General features: G+C 70.4%; 19 protein-coding genes and 1 pseudogene. 11 read left to right on the top strand and 9 right to left on the bottom strand.

All coding sequences use genetic code 11. The annotated features are described in order from the left end of the window. Both SM757_RS33015 and SM757_RS33010 read left to right on the top strand, forming a co-directional pair. Nucleotides 1–415 (top strand): annotated as a pseudogene (locus SM757_RS33015) (ProQ/FinO family protein); the annotation flags it as partial. A 2-nt stretch (nucleotides 416–417) separates the two neighbouring features. Then, nucleotides 418–939: an MOSC domain-containing protein gene (locus tag SM757_RS33010; protein WP_322468578.1), complete on the top strand. Its 522-nt coding sequence runs from the start codon at nucleotides 418–420 to the stop codon at nucleotides 937–939. A gap of 123 nt (nucleotides 940–1,062) precedes the next feature. Here SM757_RS33010 and SM757_RS33005 read toward each other — a convergent pair whose 3' ends face one another. Continuing rightward, the gene (locus SM757_RS33005) at nucleotides 1,063–1,347 is read right to left on the bottom strand and encodes a hypothetical protein (RefSeq protein ID WP_238455667.1); all 285 of its coding nucleotides are present in this window, start codon (nucleotides 1,345–1,347) and stop codon (nucleotides 1,063–1,065) included. Between the two features lie 423 nt (nucleotides 1,348–1,770). Here SM757_RS33005 and ahr point away from each other — a divergent pair, with 423 nt between their 5' ends. The 6 genes from ahr to hutI all read left to right on the top strand — a co-directional run bounded on the left by ahr (nucleotide 1,771) and on the right by hutI (nucleotide 8,431). Further along, on the top strand, nucleotides 1,771–2,787 hold the full coding sequence (ahr, locus tag SM757_RS33000; RefSeq protein WP_066331444.1) for an NADPH-dependent aldehyde reductase Ahr: 1,017 nt from the start codon (nucleotides 1,771–1,773) through the stop codon (nucleotides 2,785–2,787). Nucleotides 2,788–2,874: 87 nt separating this feature from the next. Continuing rightward, nucleotides 2,875–3,087 (top strand): hypothetical protein, encoded by a 213-nt coding sequence (locus SM757_RS32995; RefSeq protein ID WP_066331448.1) that lies wholly within the window; start codon nucleotides 2,875–2,877, stop codon nucleotides 3,085–3,087. 123 nt (nucleotides 3,088–3,210) lie between these two features. Then, entirely contained in the window at nucleotides 3,211–3,753 is a 543-nt protein-coding gene (locus SM757_RS32990) for an acyloxyacyl hydrolase (protein ID WP_322468577.1), read from the top strand. A gap of 126 nt (nucleotides 3,754–3,879) precedes the next feature. Further along, the gene (hutU, locus tag SM757_RS32985) at nucleotides 3,880–5,571 is read left to right on the top strand and encodes a urocanate hydratase (protein ID WP_322468576.1); all 1,692 of its coding nucleotides are present in this window, start codon (nucleotides 3,880–3,882) and stop codon (nucleotides 5,569–5,571) included. 38 nt (nucleotides 5,572–5,609) lie between these two features. Then, the gene (gene hutH / locus SM757_RS32980; protein ID WP_322468575.1) at nucleotides 5,610–7,157 is read left to right on the top strand and encodes a histidine ammonia-lyase; all 1,548 of its coding nucleotides are present in this window, start codon (nucleotides 5,610–5,612) and stop codon (nucleotides 7,155–7,157) included. Between the two features lie 11 nt (nucleotides 7,158–7,168). After that, nucleotides 7,169–8,431, top strand: coding sequence for an imidazolonepropionase (hutI, locus tag SM757_RS32975; protein ID WP_322468574.1), 1,263 nt, complete (start codon nucleotides 7,169–7,171; stop codon nucleotides 8,429–8,431). Nucleotides 8,432–8,528: 97 nt separating this feature from the next. On the opposite strand, the gene SM757_RS32970 is transcribed toward hutI, so the two are convergent. The 8 genes from SM757_RS32970 to SM757_RS32940 all read right to left on the bottom strand — a co-directional run bounded on the left by SM757_RS32970 (nucleotide 8,529) and on the right by SM757_RS32940 (nucleotide 13,742). Then, entirely contained in the window at nucleotides 8,529–8,957 is a 429-nt protein-coding gene (locus SM757_RS32970) for a hypothetical protein (protein ID WP_066331456.1), read from the bottom strand. A 10-nt stretch (nucleotides 8,958–8,967) separates the two neighbouring features. Next, nucleotides 8,968–9,417: a CopD family protein gene (locus tag SM757_RS32965; RefSeq protein ID WP_322468573.1), complete on the bottom strand. Its 450-nt coding sequence runs from the start codon at nucleotides 9,415–9,417 to the stop codon at nucleotides 8,968–8,970. A 99-nt stretch (nucleotides 9,418–9,516) separates the two neighbouring features. Beyond that, the gene (locus tag SM757_RS35640) at nucleotides 9,517–9,678 is read right to left on the bottom strand and encodes a GNAT family N-acetyltransferase (protein WP_407655820.1); all 162 of its coding nucleotides are present in this window, start codon (nucleotides 9,676–9,678) and stop codon (nucleotides 9,517–9,519) included. Between the two features lie 28 nt (nucleotides 9,679–9,706). Continuing rightward, on the bottom strand, nucleotides 9,707–10,330 hold the full coding sequence (locus tag SM757_RS32960) for a DUF2238 domain-containing protein (protein WP_322468572.1): 624 nt from the start codon (nucleotides 10,328–10,330) through the stop codon (nucleotides 9,707–9,709). A 27-nt stretch (nucleotides 10,331–10,357) separates the two neighbouring features. After that, nucleotides 10,358–10,792 (bottom strand): lysozyme inhibitor LprI family protein, encoded by a 435-nt coding sequence (locus SM757_RS32955; protein WP_322468571.1) that lies wholly within the window; start codon nucleotides 10,790–10,792, stop codon nucleotides 10,358–10,360. Next, a complete protein-coding gene (locus SM757_RS32950; protein ID WP_322468570.1) occupies nucleotides 10,789–11,304 on the bottom strand; it encodes an EVE domain-containing protein in 516 nt (171 codons plus the stop codon). Before SM757_RS32950 ends, SM757_RS32955 begins: the two co-directional genes overlap by 4 nt. Before the next feature lie 43 nt (nucleotides 11,305–11,347). Then, complete coding sequence (locus SM757_RS32945; protein WP_322468569.1) at nucleotides 11,348–11,854, bottom strand: GNAT family N-acetyltransferase; 507 nt, start codon at nucleotides 11,852–11,854, stop codon at nucleotides 11,348–11,350. Nucleotides 11,855–12,014: 160 nt separating this feature from the next. After that, complete coding sequence (locus tag SM757_RS32940; protein ID WP_322468568.1) at nucleotides 12,015–13,742, bottom strand: ABC transporter ATP-binding protein/permease; 1,728 nt, start codon at nucleotides 13,740–13,742, stop codon at nucleotides 12,015–12,017. A gap of 153 nt (nucleotides 13,743–13,895) precedes the next feature. Here SM757_RS32940 and kynU point away from each other — a divergent pair, with 153 nt between their 5' ends. The 3 genes from kynU to SM757_RS32925 form a co-directional block, all read left to right on the top strand. Beyond that, on the top strand, nucleotides 13,896–15,146 hold the full coding sequence (gene kynU, locus SM757_RS32935; protein ID WP_322468567.1) for a kynureninase: 1,251 nt from the start codon (nucleotides 13,896–13,898) through the stop codon (nucleotides 15,144–15,146). A 106-nt stretch (nucleotides 15,147–15,252) separates the two neighbouring features. Next, on the top strand, nucleotides 15,253–18,156 hold the full coding sequence (locus SM757_RS32930; RefSeq protein ID WP_322468566.1) for a DUF2339 domain-containing protein: 2,904 nt from the start codon (nucleotides 15,253–15,255) through the stop codon (nucleotides 18,154–18,156). Further along, on the top strand, nucleotides 18,153–18,442 hold a 290-nt coding region (locus SM757_RS32925; RefSeq protein ID WP_322468565.1), incomplete at its 3' end, for a hypothetical protein. The genes SM757_RS32930 and SM757_RS32925, both read left to right, overlap by 4 nt.

Genomic DNA, 18,442 nt, shown 5'->3' with positions numbered 1-18,442 from the left:
GCAGCAGCGCCGTGCCGAAGGCGCGCCGCAGCACGCCCGTGGTGAGCGCTTCGACGCGCCGCGCCGCGAGGCCGAGGCGCCCATCCGCGAGACCGATCCGGTCCGCCGCGAGCGCGCCCAACTGCTGCGCGATTTCGAGCGCACCACGCTGTCGCCGGCCAACTTCTGTGTGCTCAAGGGCATCAAGCCCGCGGCGCTGGAAGAGCAACTGGCCCTGGCCCGCCAGGAAGCGCGCGAGCGCATGAGCCCGCCGCCGCGCCGCGACGAGCGCGCGCCGCGCGAGGGCGGTCGCCGCGACGCCGCCGTTGCCGGCCAGGGCGCGAGCCCCAAGGCCGATGCGCCGGCTGAAGCGCCCGCGCCGGAAGCTCCGGCCGCGCCCGCCGCCGACGGTGGCAACGAGGCGCCGCAGGCCTGACGATGCTGCTGCGCGAGCTCGTCGCTCGCGTGCCCGCCCCGGGGCGGCTGGAAGAGATCTGGCTGCGCACGGCGCGCGGGACGGCGGCGGTGGGCGTCGCTGAAGCCGTCGCCATGGACGGCCGCGGGCTGCAGGGCGACCGCAGCGCCGCGGGACGCGGCGGCGGGCGCCGGCAGGTCACGCTGATCCAGGCCGAGCACCTGCCGGTGCTGGCCGCGCTGCTTGGACGCCCGGCGCTGCCGGCGTCGCTGCTGCGGCGCAATCTGGTCGTTTCCGGGTTGAACCTGCTGGCCGCGCGCAGCCCGCTGCCGGCCGTGCCCTTGCGGCTGTGGCTGGGCGACGAGGTGGAGCTGGAAATCACCGGTCCCTGCGAGCCCTGCTCGCGCATGGAAGAAGCGCTGGGCCCCGGCGGCTATGCCGCCATGCGCGGCCACGGCGGCGTCACGGCCCGCGTGCTGCGCGGCGGGCGGCTGCGTGTGGGCGACGCGGTGCGCTGCGTGGTGGCGAACGCCGCCGCGCCATGAGCCAAAGAAAACGCAACGAAGAAGACGCTGCCTCGCCTGAGCCGGAATCCATCCGGGGCGATGCCGGGCGGGCGCTGCGCGGCCCGCGAGGCGGCGGCTGAAAGCGTCAGCCGCTTCAGCGCATCAGGCCGCTGCGCCGGGCAGCGCGATGGCGGGCGGGCCATCGGCCTCCACCGCCTCGCCGGCCGTCAGCCGCGGGCCCAGCGCCAGCGCCTTGCACGATGGCTTGCACACCATCTGCACGCGACCCAGGATGCGCTGGCTCTGCAACTGGTCGGCCGAGCGATGCTGGCCGCACTTGAAGCACGAGCGCGTCTGGCCGCGTCCGCTGAACGGTGAACCCGACACCTTGCTGGCATAGCGCAAGCCGTCGTCCTTGATGCGTGTCGTCGTGTCCTTGGTGGTCATGAGCGCGGCGTCCAGTGCGGTTCCATTGTCAAGGGGTTGCAACACGTTGGATACGCATCACAGCCTAAAACACGGCAAGCATGCACGCTTGGCGCGATTGATTTGCGTCGCTGCTTTCCAACAAGTGCAATCTCCCTTTCTCTTTGAACTAACAACCTGCGGTTTAACTGCAAACAACTGTTGAAAGGCCACGTGTTCGTTTGGGAGCAATGGGGACGACTTCAAACATCACTTACTTCTACCTATTCCTCCTTTCAATAGCCCAGCCCGGCAGATCAAGCCCTTTGCAGCCCTGAAACAACCTTTCCTCAACGAGACCAAGAAGCGCAAACGCTTGGTTGTTAGTTCGTAATTCGGTCTCAACGATCTTGGGAACGGCCCTTGCCGTGCGGAGCATCCCTGCCCTCGCCGCAACGAACCGCCATGACCATGATTTCCGCCTGGGCCGCGCACGCGGCCGGACAGCCGCTGCAGCGCTGGAGCTTCGACCCGGGCCCGCTGGCGCCGCAGGAGGTGGAGATCGCGGTGGAGCACTGCGGCCTTTGCCACTCGGACCTGTCCATGCTGGACGACGAATGGGGCCAGGCGCAGTGGCCGCTGGTGCCCGGCCACGAGGCCATAGGCCGTGTCGTCGCGTTGGGTGAGGAGGCGCTGGGCCTGGAGATCGGCCAGCGCGTGGGCCTAGGCTGGACGGCGTCGAGCTGCATGCACTGCCGCTGGTGCCTGGGTGGCGACCAGCAGCTGTGCCCCAAGGCGCAGCCCACCATCGTCGGCCGCCCGGGGGCCTTTGCCGAGCGCGTGCGCGCGCACTGGGCCTGGGTGGTGCCGCTGCCCGCGGCGCTGGATGCGGCCAGCGCCGGGCCGCTGCTGTGCGGCGGAATCACGGTGTTCGCGCCCCTGCGCGACCTGGGCATACCGCCCACAGCGCGCGTGGGCGTGGTGGGCATAGGCGGGCTTGGGCACCTGGCGCTGCAGTTCGCGCGTGCCTGGGGCTGCGAGGTGACGGCCTTCACCTCCAGCGAGTCCAAGCACACGGAGGCGCGCCGCTTGGGCGCCCACCACGTGGCCGACGCCGGCGACCCTGACGATCTGGCGGCCCTGGCCGGGCGGCTGGACCTCATCCTCTACACCGCCAACGCCGCGCTGGACTGGGAGGCGCTGCTGGCCACGCTGGCGCCGCGCGGGCGGCTGCACGTGGTGGGCGCGGTACCGCAGCCCATTGCCGCGTCGGCTTTCTCGCTCATCGGCGGCGCCAAGTGCATCTCCGGCTCGCCCACGGGCTCGCGCGGCGACATCGAGGCCATGCTGGACTTCGCCGCGCGCCACCGCGTGGAAGCGCTGGTCGAGCGCTTTCCCATGAGCGGCGTCAACGAGGCGCTGGCCCACCTGCGCGCCGGTCGCGCCCGCTACCGCGTGGTGCTGGACGCCGACTTCGACTGACCAGGCCCCGGGCCGCGCCTGGGCCACCGCGCCGCAAGGACATCGCGCTTGCAGCAGACTGCGCTTTCCCTTCGGCAAGGAGTCACCATGAGCAAATCCGCACGCATCACCGGGCAAGTCGAATACCGCGAGGGCGACGGCCCCGCGCTGCCCATACGCCCCGGCCTGGTCGAGTACGAGGAGGGCGACCAGGACGTGACCTTGAGCTGGCACGACGGCGACTACCGCGGCAGCACCGCCCTGCCGCGCGCCGACTGGCAGCGCTTCCTGGAAAGCCAGGACATCGAGCTGCTGGACTGAACGCGCCCCGCGCGCGGCGGCCCGCCCGGGGCACACCGGAGGCGGGCCGCGTCTTGAGCTATCTTTCGGGGGCATGGGCAGCCCGTTGCCGCCTCAACCGAAAAGAGTTTTCAGGAGAAAAGAATGCGCCATCTCTTGGCCGCGCTCGCGTTGTGCCCGCTTGCCGCGCTGGCCGCCCCGTCGGACTCGCCCTGGACGCCGGACCGCGCCTTCGTCCAATACGGCGAGCAGACCGACACCCGCGCCGTCACGCTGGGCCTGAACTGGGATTGGTCCTGGTCGCGCCCCCTGGGCAGCGGGCTGCTCAGCGGCTACCACGACGTCGCCATCGGACGCTGGCGTGCCGAGGTGGACGAGGGCCACAAAAACTTCACCCAGCTCGGCTATACGCCCGTGCTGCGCTGGTGGAGCAGCGGCCAGCCCGGCGGCTTCTTCGTCGAGGGCGGCATTGGCGTCAACGTCGTTTCGCCGCGCTTTCACACCGTGAACAAGCGCGTGGGCAGCAACTTCACCTTCGGCGACCACCTGGGCGCCGGCTGGCGCAGCAGCGGCGGCACGGAAGTGTCGTTGCGCTTTCAACACTTCTCCAACGGCGGCCTGGCCTCGCCCAACCCGGCCGTGGACTTCTGGCAGGTGCGCCTGAGCATCCCGCTGCAGACTCCGTAGTTCGCCTCTGGCGGCGGCGCGCCACGGGGCTACCCTGACAAGCCTCGCGCCCGCCGCATCACCGGCCGCCCGCCCCGGGCGGCCACCCTTGGGCGGCGGCGCCTCACCCCTCGCAGGGAGCGCGCCATGCCCGCCAGCCTCCGTTTCGACCCCGACCGCGTCGTCCGCGCCCCGCGCGGCACGCACCTGAGCTGCCGAAGCTGGCAGACCGAGGCCGCCTACCGGCTGCTGCAGAACAACCTGGACCCCGAGGTCGCCGAGGACCCGCAGCGCCTGGTGGTCTACGGCGGCATGGGCCGTGCCGCGCGCGACTGGCCCTGCTTCGACCAGCTCCTGGCCTCGCTGCGCGAATTGGGCGACGACGAATCGCTGCTGGTGCAGTCCGGCAAGCCCGTGGGCGTGTTCAGGACGCACCCGGACGCGCCGCGCGTGCTCATCGCCAACAGTAACCTCGTGCCGCGCTGGGCCACCTGGGAGCAGTTCGAGGAGCTGGACCGGCGCGGCCTGTTCATGTTCGGCCAGATGACGGCCGGCTCCTGGATCTACATCGGCAGCCAGGGCATCGTGCAGGGCACCTACGAAACCTTCATGGAGGCCGCGCGCCAGCACTGGGGCGGCGACGCGCGCGGGCGCTGGATTCTTTCCGCCGGCCTGGGCGGCATGGGCGGCGCGCAGCCGCTGGCGGCCAGCCTCGCGGGCGCCTGCTCGCTCCTGGTGGAGTGCCGGCCCGAGCGCATCGCCGCGCGGCTGCGCACCCGCTACCTCGACCAGCAGGCCCGCGACCTGGACGAGGCCCTGGCCCTCATCCGCCACCACACCGCGCGCGGCGAGGCCGTCTCCATAGGCCTGCTGGGCAACGCCGCGGACGTGCTGCCCCGCATCGCCGAGCAGGCCCGCGCCGGCGGCATGAAGCCGGACCTGGTGACGGACCAGACCTCCGCCCACGACCTGCTGCACGGCTACCTGCCCCAGGGCTGGAGCGTGCCGGATTGGGAAGCCGCGCAGGCCGACCCCGCCCGCCACGCCGACGTGCGCGCCCAAGCCGCCGCCGCCTGCGCCCGCCACGTGACGGCGCTGCTGGCGCTGCGCGAGCTGGGCGTGCCCGCCATCGATTACGGCAACAACATCCGCCAGGTCGCCCTGGACGCGGGCGTGGAGCGCGCCTTCGACATCCCCGGCTTCGTCCCGGCCTACATCCGCCCGCTGTTCTGCGAGGGCAAGGGCCCCTTCCGCTGGGTGGCGCTCTCCGGCGACCCCGAGGACATACGCCGCACCGACGCCAAGGTGCGCGAGCTCTTTCCCGAAAACGCCGGGCTGCAGCGCTGGCTGTCGCTGGCCGGCGAGCGCATCGCCTTCCAGGGCCTGCCCGCGCGCATCTGCTGGCTGGGCCTGGGCGAGCGCGACCGCGCGGGCCTGGCCTTCAACGAGATGGTGGCCCGCGGCGAGCTGAAGGCGCCCGTCGTCATCGGCCGCGACCACCTGGACACCGGCTCCGTGGCCAGCCCAAACCGCGAGACGGAGGGTATGCGCGACGGCAGCGACGCCGTCTCCGACTGGCCGCTGCTCAACGCGCTGCTCAACACCGCCGGCGGCGCCACCTGGGTGTCGCTGCACCACGGCGGCGGCGTCGGCATGGGCTACTCGCAGCACGCGGGCATGGTGATCGTGGCCGACGGCACCGAGGCCGCCGCGCGGCGCCTAGCGCGCGTGCTGGTCAACGACTGCGGCAGCGGCGTCATGCGCCATGCCGACGCCGGCTACCCCGCCGCCCAGGACTGCGCCCGCCGCCACGGCCTGAAGCTGCCCATGCAGCGCTGAGCGCCCTCACCCGCCCCCAACGCGACGAAAGGCCCGCATTGAGCGACCTCACCACCTCCCACCTGACGCTGGAGCCGGGCTGCGTGCCGCTGTCCACCTGGCACCGGCTGTGGACCGCGCCCGCCGCCGTGGCACTCGCCGACGGCGCCTGGGCGCCCGTGCGCGCCTCGGCCGATGCCGTCGCGGCACTGCTGGCGCGCGGCGAGCCCGCCTACGGCATCAACACCGGCTTCGGCAAGCTGGCCCACACCCACATCCCGGACGAACAGCTCGCGCAACTGCAGCGAAATCTCATCCTGTCGCACGCCGTGGGCACGGGCGACGATTTACCGGACGCCGTGGTCCGCCTCGTCCTCGCCACCAAGGCCGCCTCCCTCGCGCGCGGCTGGTCGGGCGTGCGCCCCCTCGTGATCGAGTCGCTGCTGGCGCTGCTGAACGCCGGCATCAGCCCCTGCATCCCGGCCAAAGGGTCGGTCGGCGCCAGCGGCGACCTCGCGCCGCTGGCGCACATGACCCTGGCGCTCATGGGCGAGGGCGACGTGCGCGTGGACGGCGTGCGCCGCCCGGCCATGCAGGCGCTGCGCGAGGCGGGCTTGCGGCCCCTGGAGCTCGCGCCCAAGGAAGGGCTGGCACTGATCAACGGCACGCAGGTGTCGACGGCGCTGGCGCTGCACGGCCTGTTCATGGCGCAGCGGGTGCTGGAAGCCTCCACCGCCGTGGGCGCGCTCTCGGTGGACGCCGCGCGCGGCAGCGACGCGCCTTTCGACGAGCGCATCCACGCCGTGCGCGGCCAGCCGGGCCAGATGGCGCTGGCGCGCGCCTACCGCGCGCTGCTGGCGGGCAGCGAGATCCGGCGCTCGCACCTCGTCCACGACGAGCGCGTGCAGGACCCCTACAGCCTGCGCTGCCAGCCCCAGGTGCTGGGCGCCTGCCGCGACCTGCTGCTGCAGGCCGCGCGCACGCTGCACATCGAGGCCAACGCCGTCACCGACAACCCGCTGCTGTTCGACGGCCACGCCCTCTCAGGCGGCAACTTCCACGCCGAGCCGGTGGCCTTCGCGGCCGACCAGATCGCCCTGGCCGTGGCCGAGACCGGCGCGCTGGCCGAGCGGCGCATCGCGCTGCTCATAGACGCCAACCTCTCCGGGCTGCCCCCCTTCCTGGTGCGCGACGCGGGGCTGAACTCGGGGTTCATGATCGCCCACGTCACCGCCGCGGCCCTGGCCTCCGAGAACAAGTCGCTCGCGCACCCGGCCAGCGTGGACAGCCTGCCCACCTCCGCCAACCAGGAGGACCACGTCAGCATGGCGACCTTCGCCGCGCGGCGGCTGCAGGAGATGGCGCTCAACACCGCCACCATCGTCGCCATCGAGTGGCTCACCGCCGCGCAGGGCGTGGATTTCCACGCGCCGCTGGCCACCTCCGAGCCGCTGCAGGGGCTGCACGCGCTGCTGCGCGGTGCCGTCACGCACTACGACCGCGACCGGCTGCTGGCCCCCGACATCGAAGCCGCCCGCGCCCTGCTGCTGCAAGGCGCCATCACCCGCACCTTGGCGCAGCCGCTGGCGGCGCTGTGGCACGACTGAGGCCCACCGCCATGAGCACCGCCGCCGCCCCCGACCCCACCGCCACGGCTTCCCACTGGGACGCGCTCTGGCTCAACGTCCGGCTCATGCCGCTGACGGCCGCCGACCCCGCCGCCACCGTGTGCGACGGCGCGCTGGCCGTGCGCGATGGCCGTATCGCCTGGCTGGGCCCGCGCGCGGCGCTGCCCGCCGACGCCGCGGCCAAGCGCGTGCACGACGGCGGCGGCGGCTGGCTGCTGCCGGGCTTCATCGACTGCCACACCCACGTCGTCCACGCCGGCCAGCGCAGCGAGGAATTCGAGCTGCGCCTGCAGGGCGAGAGCTACGAAGCCATCGCGCGCCGCGGCGGCGGCATTCTCAGCACCGTGCGCACCACGCGCGCCGCCAGTGAGGACGCCCTGTTCGCGCAAAGCCTGCCGCGCGTGCGCAACCTCCTGCGCGAGGGCGTGACCACGCTGGAAGTGAAGTCCGGCTACGGCCTGGAGCCTCACAGCGAGGCCCGCATGCTGCGCGTGGCCCGCCGCCTGGGCCGCGAGTTGCCGCTGCGGGTCCGGACCACGTTCCTGGGCGCCCACGCCGTGCCGCCGGAATTCGCCGGCCGAGCCGACGACTACATCACCCTGCTCTGCGACGACATGCTGCCCGCGCTGGCGGCTGACAACCTGGTGGACGCGGTGGACGCGTTTTGCGAGCACATCGCCTTTTCAACGGCGCAGGTGCAGCGGCTGTTCGAGGCGGCGCAGCGCCTGCACCTGCCCGTGAAGCTGCACGCCGGTCAGCTTTCCGACTTGGGCGGCGCCGAGTTGGTCGCGCGCTTTGGCGGCCTCTCCGCCGATCACCTGGAAGAAATTTCCGACGCCGGCATAGACGCGCTGCGCCGCGCCGACTGCGTGGCCGTGCTGCTGCCCGGCGCCGTGCATTTCCTGCAAGTCAAGGAGCGGCCGCCCGTTGCGGAGCTGCGGGCCGCGGGCGTTCCCATGGCACTGGCCAGCGACTGCAATCCGGGCACCTCGCCCATGCCCTCCGTTCTGGCCGCGCTCAACCTGGGCTGCCTGCTGCTGGGCCTCACGCCTGTGGAAGCGCTGGCCGGCGCCACCCGCCACGCTGCGGCGGCCCTGGGCCTGGCGCATGAAACCGGCAGCCTGGAGCCGGGAAAGGCCGCCGACTTCGCGCTGTGGGACGTGGAGCGCCCCGCGCAGCTCTGCGCCACGCTGGGTTTCAACGCCTGCCGGCAGGTGGTGTTCGGCGGCGAGCTGCGGCCGCTTCAGGCCTGAGCAAGGGCGGCCGCAAAGGCGCGCGAATGGCGTGCACGGCGCGGCTCGCCACACCGCGGCTTTCCCAATCCTTCATGGGGCTGTGGCGCCCGCAGCTTCAAAACTTGGCGTCGGCCAGCTCGCGCAAATAGCCGCGCAGCAGCCAGCTGGAGACGTCCTTGACCGCGTCGCCGGCCAGCAGCGTGTTGTCCACGCCGCGCACCAGAAAGGGTTGCGGGTCCTTGGGCGGATAGGGCTCGCAGTCGGGAAAGCGGCGCTGGAAGCGCGCCACCACGGCCGGCGCCCATTTGTCCCGGTGCACGCCGATGCACAGGGAATGTCCGCGGTCGCGCCACAGCTCGGACCACAGGCCCAAATACAGCACCGGCTGGCGGCGGCGCAGCAGATACATGCCGTAGTCGCCCTCGGACCAGCGCTTGTGGAAAACGCCCTCCACGTGGAAGCCGGCCGATTCGAAGCACGGAGCGATCTGCTCCATGAAGTCGAACATCTTTCGCACCGCGGGCGCCGTGGCGACGGTGAACATGCGCCGGCCCTCAGCGGCCCGCCACGGCCGCGGCCACGGTGACCACGCCCAGCGTCAGGTTGAACGCCACCAGTTGCCGTATGCCGTTGAGCGCCTGTGCCGCGGCCGGCCACTCGGCGGCGGCGCTGTGGCGGCGCAGCCGCGGGAACAGCACGCCGTAGAGGTAGGCGAACACCACCGCCATCGTGATGCCCAGCCCCTGCATCACGTGCCAGCCGATGGGCGCGTTCTTGAAGCCGGTCTGCGCCATGAGGCTGAAGCCCGTGGCCAGGAGGATGAGCACCAGCCCCGCCACCACGGGCAGGAAGCGCGAGAACACGCCCACCCAGAGTTTCAAACGCTGCGGCGGCTCCAGCAGCTCGGCCGCGGCCGGGCGCAGGCAGAAATAGGCGAAGAACATGCCGCCCACCCACGTGACGGCACCCAACAGGTGCAGGAACAACAGGGCGGAACGCGGCATGTGCAGGGGGGGCTTGTCAAGCGGCGGTGCGAAGGGGTGGCGGCAGTCTACAGACCACGCACCGGCATTCCCCTGACATCGGCGGTTTACAGCGCGGGTTTACAGCACCAGTCGCATGGCCCGCATGGGCGAGATGCTGGAACCCTGGCGCTTGTAGAAGCATTGCGCGTCCGCGTTGACCTCGTCGGTGAGCAGCGTGATGCGCCGGCAGCCCCGCGCGCGGGCCTGGGCGATGGCCTCGCCCAGCAGCTCTTGGCCCAGGCCGGTGCGGCCGTTTCCATCGTGATGTTCAAGCCGGTCCCTGGAGTTTTCGAATCTGCCCGTCCTGCAGCCGTGAAAACAGCAGCAGCGCCGTGACCGAGCCCACCAGCGCCATGAACATGTCCGACTGGGTATCCCACGGATCGCCCTGGGTGCCCAGGAATTCATCGGCACCCTGCCCCAATGCCAGGGCCGCGGCCCATTCGATCAATTCATAGCTGGCACTCACCGCCAGGACGATGCAAACCACGACGAAATTCAGCATGGCTCGCCCGCGCACCTGGCTGCCGCGGATGAGAATTTCCCGAGCCGCCAGTGCCGGCACCAAGCCCTGGAAAAAGTGGCCTATTTTGTCGTAGGGATTGCGGTGCCAGCCGAACAGGTCCGCCATCCAGAAACCCAGTGGCACACGCGCATAGGAATAGGTGCCACCCAACATGAGCACGCAGGCGTGCGCGAATATGCAGGCGTACAGCAGCGGGGTGAGCGGAAATTTCCCGTGGGTGGCCGCCAGCAGGGGCAGCGCGATGACTATTGGGAATATTTCCAGCAGCCAGGTCGTGCGGTCGTAGGGATGCCAGCCGGAAAGGGCTAACAACGTCAACAGCAAAAGCAATGCTGCCGGCAAAAACATCTTATTTAAAGCACTCATGGGAAAAGCAAATCATCACATCAACCCTCACCGGGGCAAATATTCCTCCAGCTCCTTGATGCGTCTTTCCGCACTGCTTCGCATGCACCCCAGGTACACGAGATTCCGCATGGAACCGTCCATATAATAAGCATATTGCGCATCACAATCCGACTGCCTGAACCTGATCCATGCACGCTGCGCTTCCAGCAATTTCTTTCTGACGTCAGAGTATTTTTCAAGCTCCTCGTCCGGCTTATCCAATTCCTTCATCACGCGTTGATAAACCTCGTTCAAACGCACTTCCACTGCTTTCTGCTCGATGGCTGCGCAATCATTCATATCCATCGTGTTCATCGCATTCTTGCAATCCAGCGCATGGGCAGGCAAAGCAGCTAGGAAAGCCGCGCACAGGACGAACAGGCAATTTTTCATCGAAGTGGAAAAGTTGAAGGTTGATATCATTTGCCGCTGGCTTTTCATTCTGGTGCCATGCCGTACGCCAAAAAGCCTTGAGGAATATAACCCAGCATGGCTGACGCGATGATCTCGAAATCGTGCCTCGGTATTTCCAGGTGCCCAAACCTGAAGCTGTAGCCCCAGCGGCTTTTATCCTGGATAAACGACAGCTTGTGCAGCATGGGGCGTATGGGTGCCTGCGCCGCCTGCAGGAAATCAATGTCCCGCCGGAACGGCACGAAGCCGGGGAACATTTCAAACGAATAAACTTCGGCGCCCACCACCCGCCCAATCGCCGTGAATTTCTGGCAGGGCGTGGACTCGTCCATCACCTCCTTGGGCGAGTAGTAAATGATCCAGTCACCCACCGACATGCGCTTGAGCGGCTGCGCCTTGCCATGGCAGAGCTGGCAAAAGCCGCCGGCTTGGCCCAAGGCCACATGCTCGCGCGAGGCCACGCCTATCCAGTAGCGGGTCGGTCTTCCAGCGTTGGCCAGCGGTTTTCTGGCCACACCTTCCACCGGCGCGAAATCCATGGGGAAGCTGAGTTGGTCCATGATTTTTTATTGAAATTACACTTCAGATGCCAGCTGATTTTTGAATTTTCTTGACGTAAACACCATACTCTACGCCGTGAATATCCGGCGTTCGCGACACCCATTGGAAACCCATGCGCTCGTACATGGGCAGCGCGACATCCATGATCTTGCTGGTGTGCAGCGCAAATTCCGTCGCACCGTCCCGCTCGGCCCGCTGCAGGCATGCCCGCGCCAAGGCTCGCCCAATACCCCGCCCCCGTGCACCCGGCGCCACGACCAGCATGCGCATGATGGGCCAGTGCGGCTTGAAGAAATCCGCCTTGGTGGCACCGGGACCCACATAGGCAACGGCGCCGAGAATTCTTCCATCCAGTTCAGCCAGCACGATTTCACCGGTCTGCGCCAGTGCGGCCATGTTGGCGATTTTGGACTGGAATAACGGCCAGTCCTGGTAAGCGCCTTCGTATTGTTGAAAAGCTTCAAGTGCCAGGGCGTTGATCCGTGCAGCGTCCTGGAAACAAAACTCTCTCAAGGAAAAATCATTCATCGCGGGCAGCCACGGTGTCGGGAGTGGTCGGATTCACCCGCAACGATAAGGCTGCCGCAATTTTTCGACCTTCGTGTTTCTCTTTTTCCAGGCAAATATTCGGACAGGAAATAATTATTTACGGCAATTCGTGAAGAATTACCGCTGCGGCAACCCGCCGTCAAACCCAGTGGTAGCCGTCCGCCGGCAGCAATTTCCACCGCCCCTCCCCCTGCAGCTCCAGCACCTGGCGGTGGTATTTCTGCAGCGCCGGGCGGTGGCTGATGCTCACCGGCGTGATGGAGAGCTCCTCCAGTTGCGCATAGAGCAGCTCCTCGTTGGCCGCGTCCAGCGCGCTGGTGGATTCGTCCAGCAGCGCGTAGCGCGGCCGCGCCACCAGGGCGCGCGCAAAGGCCAGGCGCTGCTGCTCGCCCACCGACAGCAGCTTTCCCCAGTCGCGCTCGGCCGCGAGGCCGCCCACGCGGTCGGCCAGCGTGGGCAGGTTCACGCGCTGCAGCCACTGCAGCAGCTCCTCGTCGCTGATCTCGCGGTCCACGTGCGGATAAAGCATTTGTGTGCGCAGGTCGCCCGGGGGCAGGTAGGGGCGCTGGGGCAGGAAGAGCATGTCCGCCCCGGCCGGGCGCACCACCTGGCCATGGCCCGTGTTCCACAGCCCCGCCATCACCCGCAGCAGCGAGCTCTTGCCGGAGCCGCTTGGGCCCACGATCAGCAACCCCTGGTGCGGCTGCACGGTGAAGCTCACGTGGTTGATGAGCACCTGCTCGCGCTGCGGCGTGAGCACGCTCACCCCCTGCACCGCCAGCTCCGCGCCGTGGACGAGCCGCACGTGCTCCACGCCCGCCTCGCGCTCCGACGGGGGCCGCGACTGCTCGTGCAAGACCTGCTGGAAACCGTAAAGCCGCTCGATGCCGGCGCCAAAGCGGCTCAAGCCCTCGAAGTGCTCCACCACCACGGTGAGCGCGCTCAGGATGGCCGAGAAGGCGCCGGCCGCCTGCACGGCGGCGCCCACCTCCAGCGTGCCGTTGAGCACGTCCGGCGCCACCACGATGCTGGGCAGCGCCAGCGTGAGGAAGCTGTGCGCGTACTGGAACAGGTTCAGCTTCAACTGCCAGCGCAGCACCTTCTGGTAGTTGCGGTAGGCGAAGTCGAAGACGCGCTGCAGGGCCGTCATCTCGCGCGGCTCGCCCTCGTAGAAGGCGATGGGCTCGGCGTTCTCGCGCACGCGCACGAGGTTGAAGCGGAAGTCCGCCTCGCGCTGCAGCTGCGCGAAGTTCAGCGGGATCAGCCGCTTGCCGAACACCGCCGCGGTGAAGAAGGTGGCGAAGATGGCGTAGCCGATGAGCACCACCACCAGCAGCCGCGAGATGTTCCACAGCACGCTGGTGAAGGCCACGAGCTGGATCACGGAGCCCAGCACGATCATGGAGAAGTACAGCGACTGCGAGGTCAGGCTGTTGATGTCCTCGGCAATGCGCTGGTCCGGGTTGTCCAGCCCCGAGACGGCGTTGAGCTTGTAGTAGGCGCGGTGGCCCAGGTAGTGGCCGAGGAAATACGTGGTCATCCAGCGCCGCCAGCGCAGGCCCAGCGTGTCGCGGACGAAGTAATAGAGCGCGTAGATGGGCACCGCGAAGGCCAGCCACTGCAGGAAGCGGGTGATGGCGCTCCAGAAGCGGTCGGCGTCGCGCGCGGCCAGCGCCGAGGTGAATTCGCCGGTCTCGTGGTTGAAGGCCACGGCAAAACCGGTTTGCGCCAGCAGCAGCGCCATGAGCACGGCCAGCATGGCCGCGGCGCGCCAGCGTTCCTCCGAGGTCCAGTAGGGGGCCGCAATGGCCTTGAAGCGGTGCAGCAGGCGGGCGTTGAAGCCCGGTTGTTGGGGTTCGTTCGACATCCATGTGGCGCCGGGCGAGGGCGCGAATCCCTGGTTGATCTTAGAGGGGGGCCCCTGCCCTCCCGCCTGCGGATCATCCCGCGGCGGGAAGCGCAAACGTTGCGCGCAGGTACAGTGGCCGCCCCAAACTTGACGCCCCCAGGAGCGACCGCCATGCCCACCCGCGACGATTGCCTGCAACTGGATGCCCGCGACCCGCTCGCCGGCCTGCGTGAAGCCTTCGACTTGCCGCCCGGCGTGGTTTATCTCGACGGCAATTCGCTGGGCCCGCGGCCCAAGGCCGCGGCCGAACGCGCGGCGCAGGTGGTGGTGCAGGAATGGGGCCAGGGGCTGATCCGCAGCTGGAACGATGCGGGCTGGTTCACGCTGCCGCGCCGCTTGGGCGACCGCCTGGCGCCGCTCATTGGCGCGGGCCCCGGCGAGGTGCTGGTGACGGACACCACGTCGGTGAACCTGTTCAAGCTGCTGGCCGCGATGCTGGCGCACCAGCACGCACGGCAGCCGCGGCGGCGGGCCATCGTCTGCGAGCGCGGCAACTTCCCCACCGACCTGCACATCGCCCAGGGCCTGGCCAAGCTGCTGCAGCAGGGCCACGAGCTGCGCCTGGTGGACCGCGCCGAGGACATCCCCGCGGCGCTGGCCGACGACGTGGCCGTGCTCATGCTCACCCAGGTGGACTACCGCACGGGCGCACTGCACGACATGGCGGCCCTCACCGCGCTGGCGCACGGGCACGGCGCCCTGGCGCTGTGGGACCTGGCGCACAGCGCGGGCGCCCTGCCCGTGGATCTGCGCGGCGCCGACGCCGACGCGGCCGTGGGCTGCACCTACAAGTACCTGAACGGCGGCCCGGGCTCGCCGGCCTTCCTGTGGGTCGCCCCGCGCTGGCAAGCCGTGTTCGAGACGCCGCTTTCCGGCTGGTGGGGCCACGCCGAGCCCTTTGCCATGGAGCCCCAGTACCGGCCGGACCCGGGCGTCGGCCGCTTTCTTTGCGGCACGCAGGCCATCGTCTCGCAGTCGCTGGTGGCGTGCGGGCTGGACGTGTTCGAGCGCACGGACATGGCTTGCCTACGCACGAAGTCGCTGGCGCTGACGGACCTGTTCATCGCCCTGGTGGAGGAGCGCTGCGCGGGCTTCCCGCTGGAGCTGGTCACGCCGCGCGAGCACGCGCGCCGCGGCAGCCAGGTGAGCTGGCGCCATCCGCAGGGCTACGCGGTGATGCAGGCCCTCATCGCCGCCGGCGTGATCGGCGACTACCGCGAGCCCGGCATCCTGCGCTTCGGCTTCACGCCGCTGTACACGCGCTTCGTGGACGTGTGGGAGGCGGTGGAGGCGCTGCGCGACGTGCTGCAAAACGAGACCTGGCGCGAGGCGCGTTTTCAAACCCGCTCTGCCGTGACCTGAGCCGCCACCCTCCTCGGGGGCCCGCTCCCGGGCCATAAATCCCTCTCGCCGCCATCCCCTGCACCGGGCAGACTGCCCGCTTTCCACGCGAAGCGGGGGCCCCTGGATGAAGAGCGCGTTGTGGCTGTTGCTGGTGGTGCTGGCGGGTGCCGCCGCGTCGGCTTCCTTGGGCCCGCCCGCGGCCATTGGGCTGCTGGCCGCCTTGGGCCTGTGGCTGCTGCAGCGCCAGCAGCGGCTGGAGAGCGAAGTGCGGCAACTGCGCCAGGCGCTGCAGGCCCTGCGCGACGCCCCCCCGGCCATGGCGCCTGAGGCCGTCACCGCTACCGCGCCGTCCCCCAGCCTGGACGAGGAAGCGCTCCCGGCCGACGCGCCGCCAGTCCCGCCCGCACGGCCTGCCAGGCCCGCCGCAAGCGCCCCGCCGCGCGAGCCCGCGCTCGAACCCGTTGCCGCCGCGCCCGTGATGGCGGTTGAAGTGGCCTTCGCCTCCACGGCGCTGGACGCCCCGCCTTCGCCCGCCACGGCAGCGGAGCGCGACGAGCGCAGCCCCTTCGTGACCAGCTCCCTGGGCGACACGCTCAAGGCCTGGGTGGCGGGCGGCAACACCATCGTGCGGCTGGCCGTGTTGATCCTGTTCCTGGGCGTGGCCTTCCTGTTGCGCTACGCGGCCGAGCACGCGCTGGTGCCCGTGGAGCTGCGCCTGGCCGGCGTGGCCGTGGCGGCCGTCGCGCTCGTCCTGCTGGGCTGGCGCTTGCGCGGGAAGCGGCGGGGCTACGGGCTGTCGCTGCAGGGCGCGGGCGTGGGCGTGCTGTACCTGACGCTGTTCGCGGCGCTGCGCCTTTACGAGCTCGTCCCGCCTGTGCTGGCCTTCGCGCTGCTGGCCGCTTTGGGCGCCTTCGCGGCCCTGCTGGCGCTGCGGCAGGACGCGCTGCCCCTGGCCGTGCTGGGCAGCACGGGCGGCTTCCTCGCCCCCGTGCTCACCAGCACCGGCGAGGGCAGCCACGTCGCCCTCTTCAGCTACTACCTGCTGCTGAACCTGGGCATCGCCTTCATCGCGCGGCACAAGGCGTGGAAGCTGCTCAACCTCGTGGGCCTGGGCTTCACCTTCGGCATCGGCCTGGGCTGGGGGCTGAAGTCCTGGCGGCCGGAGCTGTTTTGGAGCACGGAGCTCTTCCTGGCCGCCCACGTGGCGCTGTACCTGTGGATCGCGGTGCAGTACGCGCTGCGCCTGTCGGCGCCACCCGCGGACGGCGCCGCGCCGCGCGCCGCCTATGCCGACGCCGGGCTGCTGTTCGGCATGCCGCTGGCCGCCTTCGGCCTGCAGGCCGGCATGCTCCAGGGCGAACCGCTGGCGCTGGCCGCTTCGGCGGCGGCGCTGGCCGGCGTGTACGTGCTGCTGGGCACCTGGCTGTGGCGGCGCCTGGGCGAGCGGCTGCGCCTGGTCACCGAAGGTTTACTCGCGCTGGGCCTCACCTTCCTGGCGCTGGTGGCACCACTGGCGCTGGACGCGCGCTGGACCGGCTTCACTTGGGCGCTGCAGGGGGCGGGCATCGCCTGGATCGCGCTGCGCCAGCACCGCGGCTGGGCCCTGGCGCTGGGCGTGGCGCTGCAGGCGCTGTCGCTGCTGTCCTTCTGGTCGCAGCCGCAGGCCGCCACGGCCTGGACCTTCGCCAACCCGGTCTTCCTGGGCGTGGCGGTCATAGGCGCCGCGCTGCTCTTCACCGCGCGGCAGCTCCAGCAGGCCGCGCCCCAAGCCGTTGCCTGGCCGGTGGACGGCGTGCCGCGCCTGGGCCTGGCGCTGCGCGTCACGCCGGGCGGCCTGTACGCCACGCACGCCGCGCTGCTGGGCCTGGCCGTGCTGCACCTGGTGGCCGGCGTGCTGCAGGAGGCGGCACGCGCGCCCTGGCGCTGGCCGGACCTGCCGCAGCTCACGCTCATCGCCCTGGCCGCGCTGGCCCTGCCGTTCGAGGCGCTGCACCGCCGCCTGCGCTGGCCGGAGCTGTCCGTGGCCGCGCGCGCGGTGCTGGGCGTGGCGCCGCCGTTTGCGCTGCTTGGGCTGTCGGCGTCGCAATGGGACTTCGGCGACCCCTGGCACTGGTGGTGGCCGGCGGGCACGCTGGCGCTGCTGGCCTGGATGTCCGCCGCCGCCTGGGTGCTGCACCGGCTGGACCACGACCCTGCCCCCGGCCGCTGGCGCCGCAGCCTGCGCGCCGAGCATTTGCTCGTCGCCTGGACCGCGCTCATCGCCGCCGCGCTGTGGAGCCACGCCGCCATGACGGCCCTGGCCCCGCGCCACGAGAACTGGACGGCCGCCGCCGTGCTCGCCGGTCCAACGGCCCTGGCGTGGGCCGCGCTGGGTGCGCTGCGGCGCGGGCGCTGGCCCGTGGCCGTCCATCCCGCCGCCTGGCTGCGCGGCTGGGCCGCGCCCTGGCTGGCGCTCATGGCGCTGTGGAGCCTGCTGGCCAATGCCTTTGCCGACGGCGACATGGCGCCGCTGCCCTACGTGCCGCTGCTCAACCCCGTGGACCTGGGCCATGTGCTGATGCTGCTGTACGCGCTGCGGCTGCGCCGGGCATGGGTGTCGCGCTGGAGCGGCTGGGCGCTGCCGCGCGGCGTGCTCGTCGCGGCAGGACTGCTGGCTTTTTGGTGGCTCAACAGCCTGCTGGTGCGCACGCTCCACCAGTGGGCCGGCACGCCGCTGTGGGCCGATGGCACCTTGGGCAGCGGCCTGGTGCAGACCACGCTGACCATCGCCTGGACGCTGTGCGCGCTGGCCGCCATGTTCCTGGCCACGCGGCGCTTCGGTGCGGCGCTCGCCCGCCCGGTGTGGCTGTTGGGCGCGGCGCTGCTGGCGCTGACCGTGGGCAAGCTCATGCTGGTGGACCTGGGCCACACCAGCGCACTGCAGCGCATCGTGTCCTTCCTGGGCGTGGGCGCGCTGATGCTGGTCATCGGCTACGTGTCGCCGCTGCCGCCGTCCGCGGGCGCAGCGCGGCGGGAGGCGTCCACGTGAGCCGGCGCTGGACCATGGCCCTGCGCGGGTCGCCGGCCCCGCTCCTGCCCGCGCGCGGGCGAGGTTTGGGACGTCCCAAACGCCTGGTGGTGGCCACGCTGGCCGCGCTGGCTGGGGTGCTGGCCGCGCCGCTGCCGTCTCGGTCGCAGCCGACGGACGACGCCCTGAACCGCTACGCCGCCACGGCGCCGCTGGCGCTTTCCGCCGCGGGCGACGGGCTGCAGCGCGTGGCGCTGCCGTTGGCCGTGCTGCAGGCCTCGCGCAGCGCCGCTTGGGCCGACGTGCG

Source organism: Azohydromonas lata, assembly GCF_034427735.1.
GTDB classification, from domain to species: domain Bacteria; phylum Pseudomonadota; class Gammaproteobacteria; order Burkholderiales; family Burkholderiaceae_C; genus Azohydromonas; species Azohydromonas lata.
This window is presented reverse-complemented; position numbering and strand designations above follow the sequence as displayed.

Excerpts from the sequence above, each read along its gene's own strand:
- SM757_RS33005 (WP_238455667.1), bottom strand. The coding sequence starts at position 1,347 with ATGACCACCAAGGACACGACGACACGCATCAAGGACGACGGCTTGCGC.
- SM757_RS32930 (WP_322468566.1), top strand. The coding sequence starts at position 15,253 with ATGAAGAGCGCGTTGTGGCTGTTGCTGGTGGTGCTGGCGGGTGCCGCC.
- SM757_RS32950 (WP_322468570.1), bottom strand. The coding sequence starts at position 11,304 with ATGGATTTCGCGCCGGTGGAAGGTGTGGCCAGAAAACCGCTGGCCAAC.
- SM757_RS32960 (WP_322468572.1), bottom strand. The coding sequence starts at position 10,330 with ATGAGTGCTTTAAATAAGATGTTTTTGCCGGCAGCATTGCTTTTGCTG.
- SM757_RS32970 (WP_066331456.1), bottom strand. The coding sequence starts at position 8,957 with ATGTTCACCGTCGCCACGGCGCCCGCGGTGCGAAAGATGTTCGACTTC.
- hutU (WP_322468576.1), top strand. The coding sequence starts at position 3,880 with ATGCCCGCCAGCCTCCGTTTCGACCCCGACCGCGTCGTCCGCGCCCCG.
- SM757_RS32995 (WP_066331448.1), top strand. The coding sequence starts at position 2,875 with ATGAGCAAATCCGCACGCATCACCGGGCAAGTCGAATACCGCGAGGGC.
- SM757_RS32940 (WP_322468568.1), bottom strand. The coding sequence starts at position 13,742 with ATGTCGAACGAACCCCAACAACCGGGCTTCAACGCCCGCCTGCTGCAC.
- hutI (WP_322468574.1), top strand. The coding sequence starts at position 7,169 with ATGAGCACCGCCGCCGCCCCCGACCCCACCGCCACGGCTTCCCACTGG.
- SM757_RS32955 (WP_322468571.1), bottom strand. The coding sequence starts at position 10,792 with ATGAAAAGCCAGCGGCAAATGATATCAACCTTCAACTTTTCCACTTCG.
- SM757_RS32945 (WP_322468569.1), bottom strand. The coding sequence starts at position 11,854 with ATGAATGATTTTTCCTTGAGAGAGTTTTGTTTCCAGGACGCTGCACGG.
- ahr (WP_066331444.1), top strand. The coding sequence starts at position 1,771 with ATGACCATGATTTCCGCCTGGGCCGCGCACGCGGCCGGACAGCCGCTG.
- SM757_RS33010 (WP_322468578.1), top strand. The coding sequence starts at position 418 with ATGCTGCTGCGCGAGCTCGTCGCTCGCGTGCCCGCCCCGGGGCGGCTG.
- SM757_RS32965 (WP_322468573.1), bottom strand. The coding sequence starts at position 9,417 with ATGCCGCGTTCCGCCCTGTTGTTCCTGCACCTGTTGGGTGCCGTCACG.
- SM757_RS32990 (WP_322468577.1), top strand. The coding sequence starts at position 3,211 with ATGCGCCATCTCTTGGCCGCGCTCGCGTTGTGCCCGCTTGCCGCGCTG.
- kynU (WP_322468567.1), top strand. The coding sequence starts at position 13,896 with ATGCCCACCCGCGACGATTGCCTGCAACTGGATGCCCGCGACCCGCTC.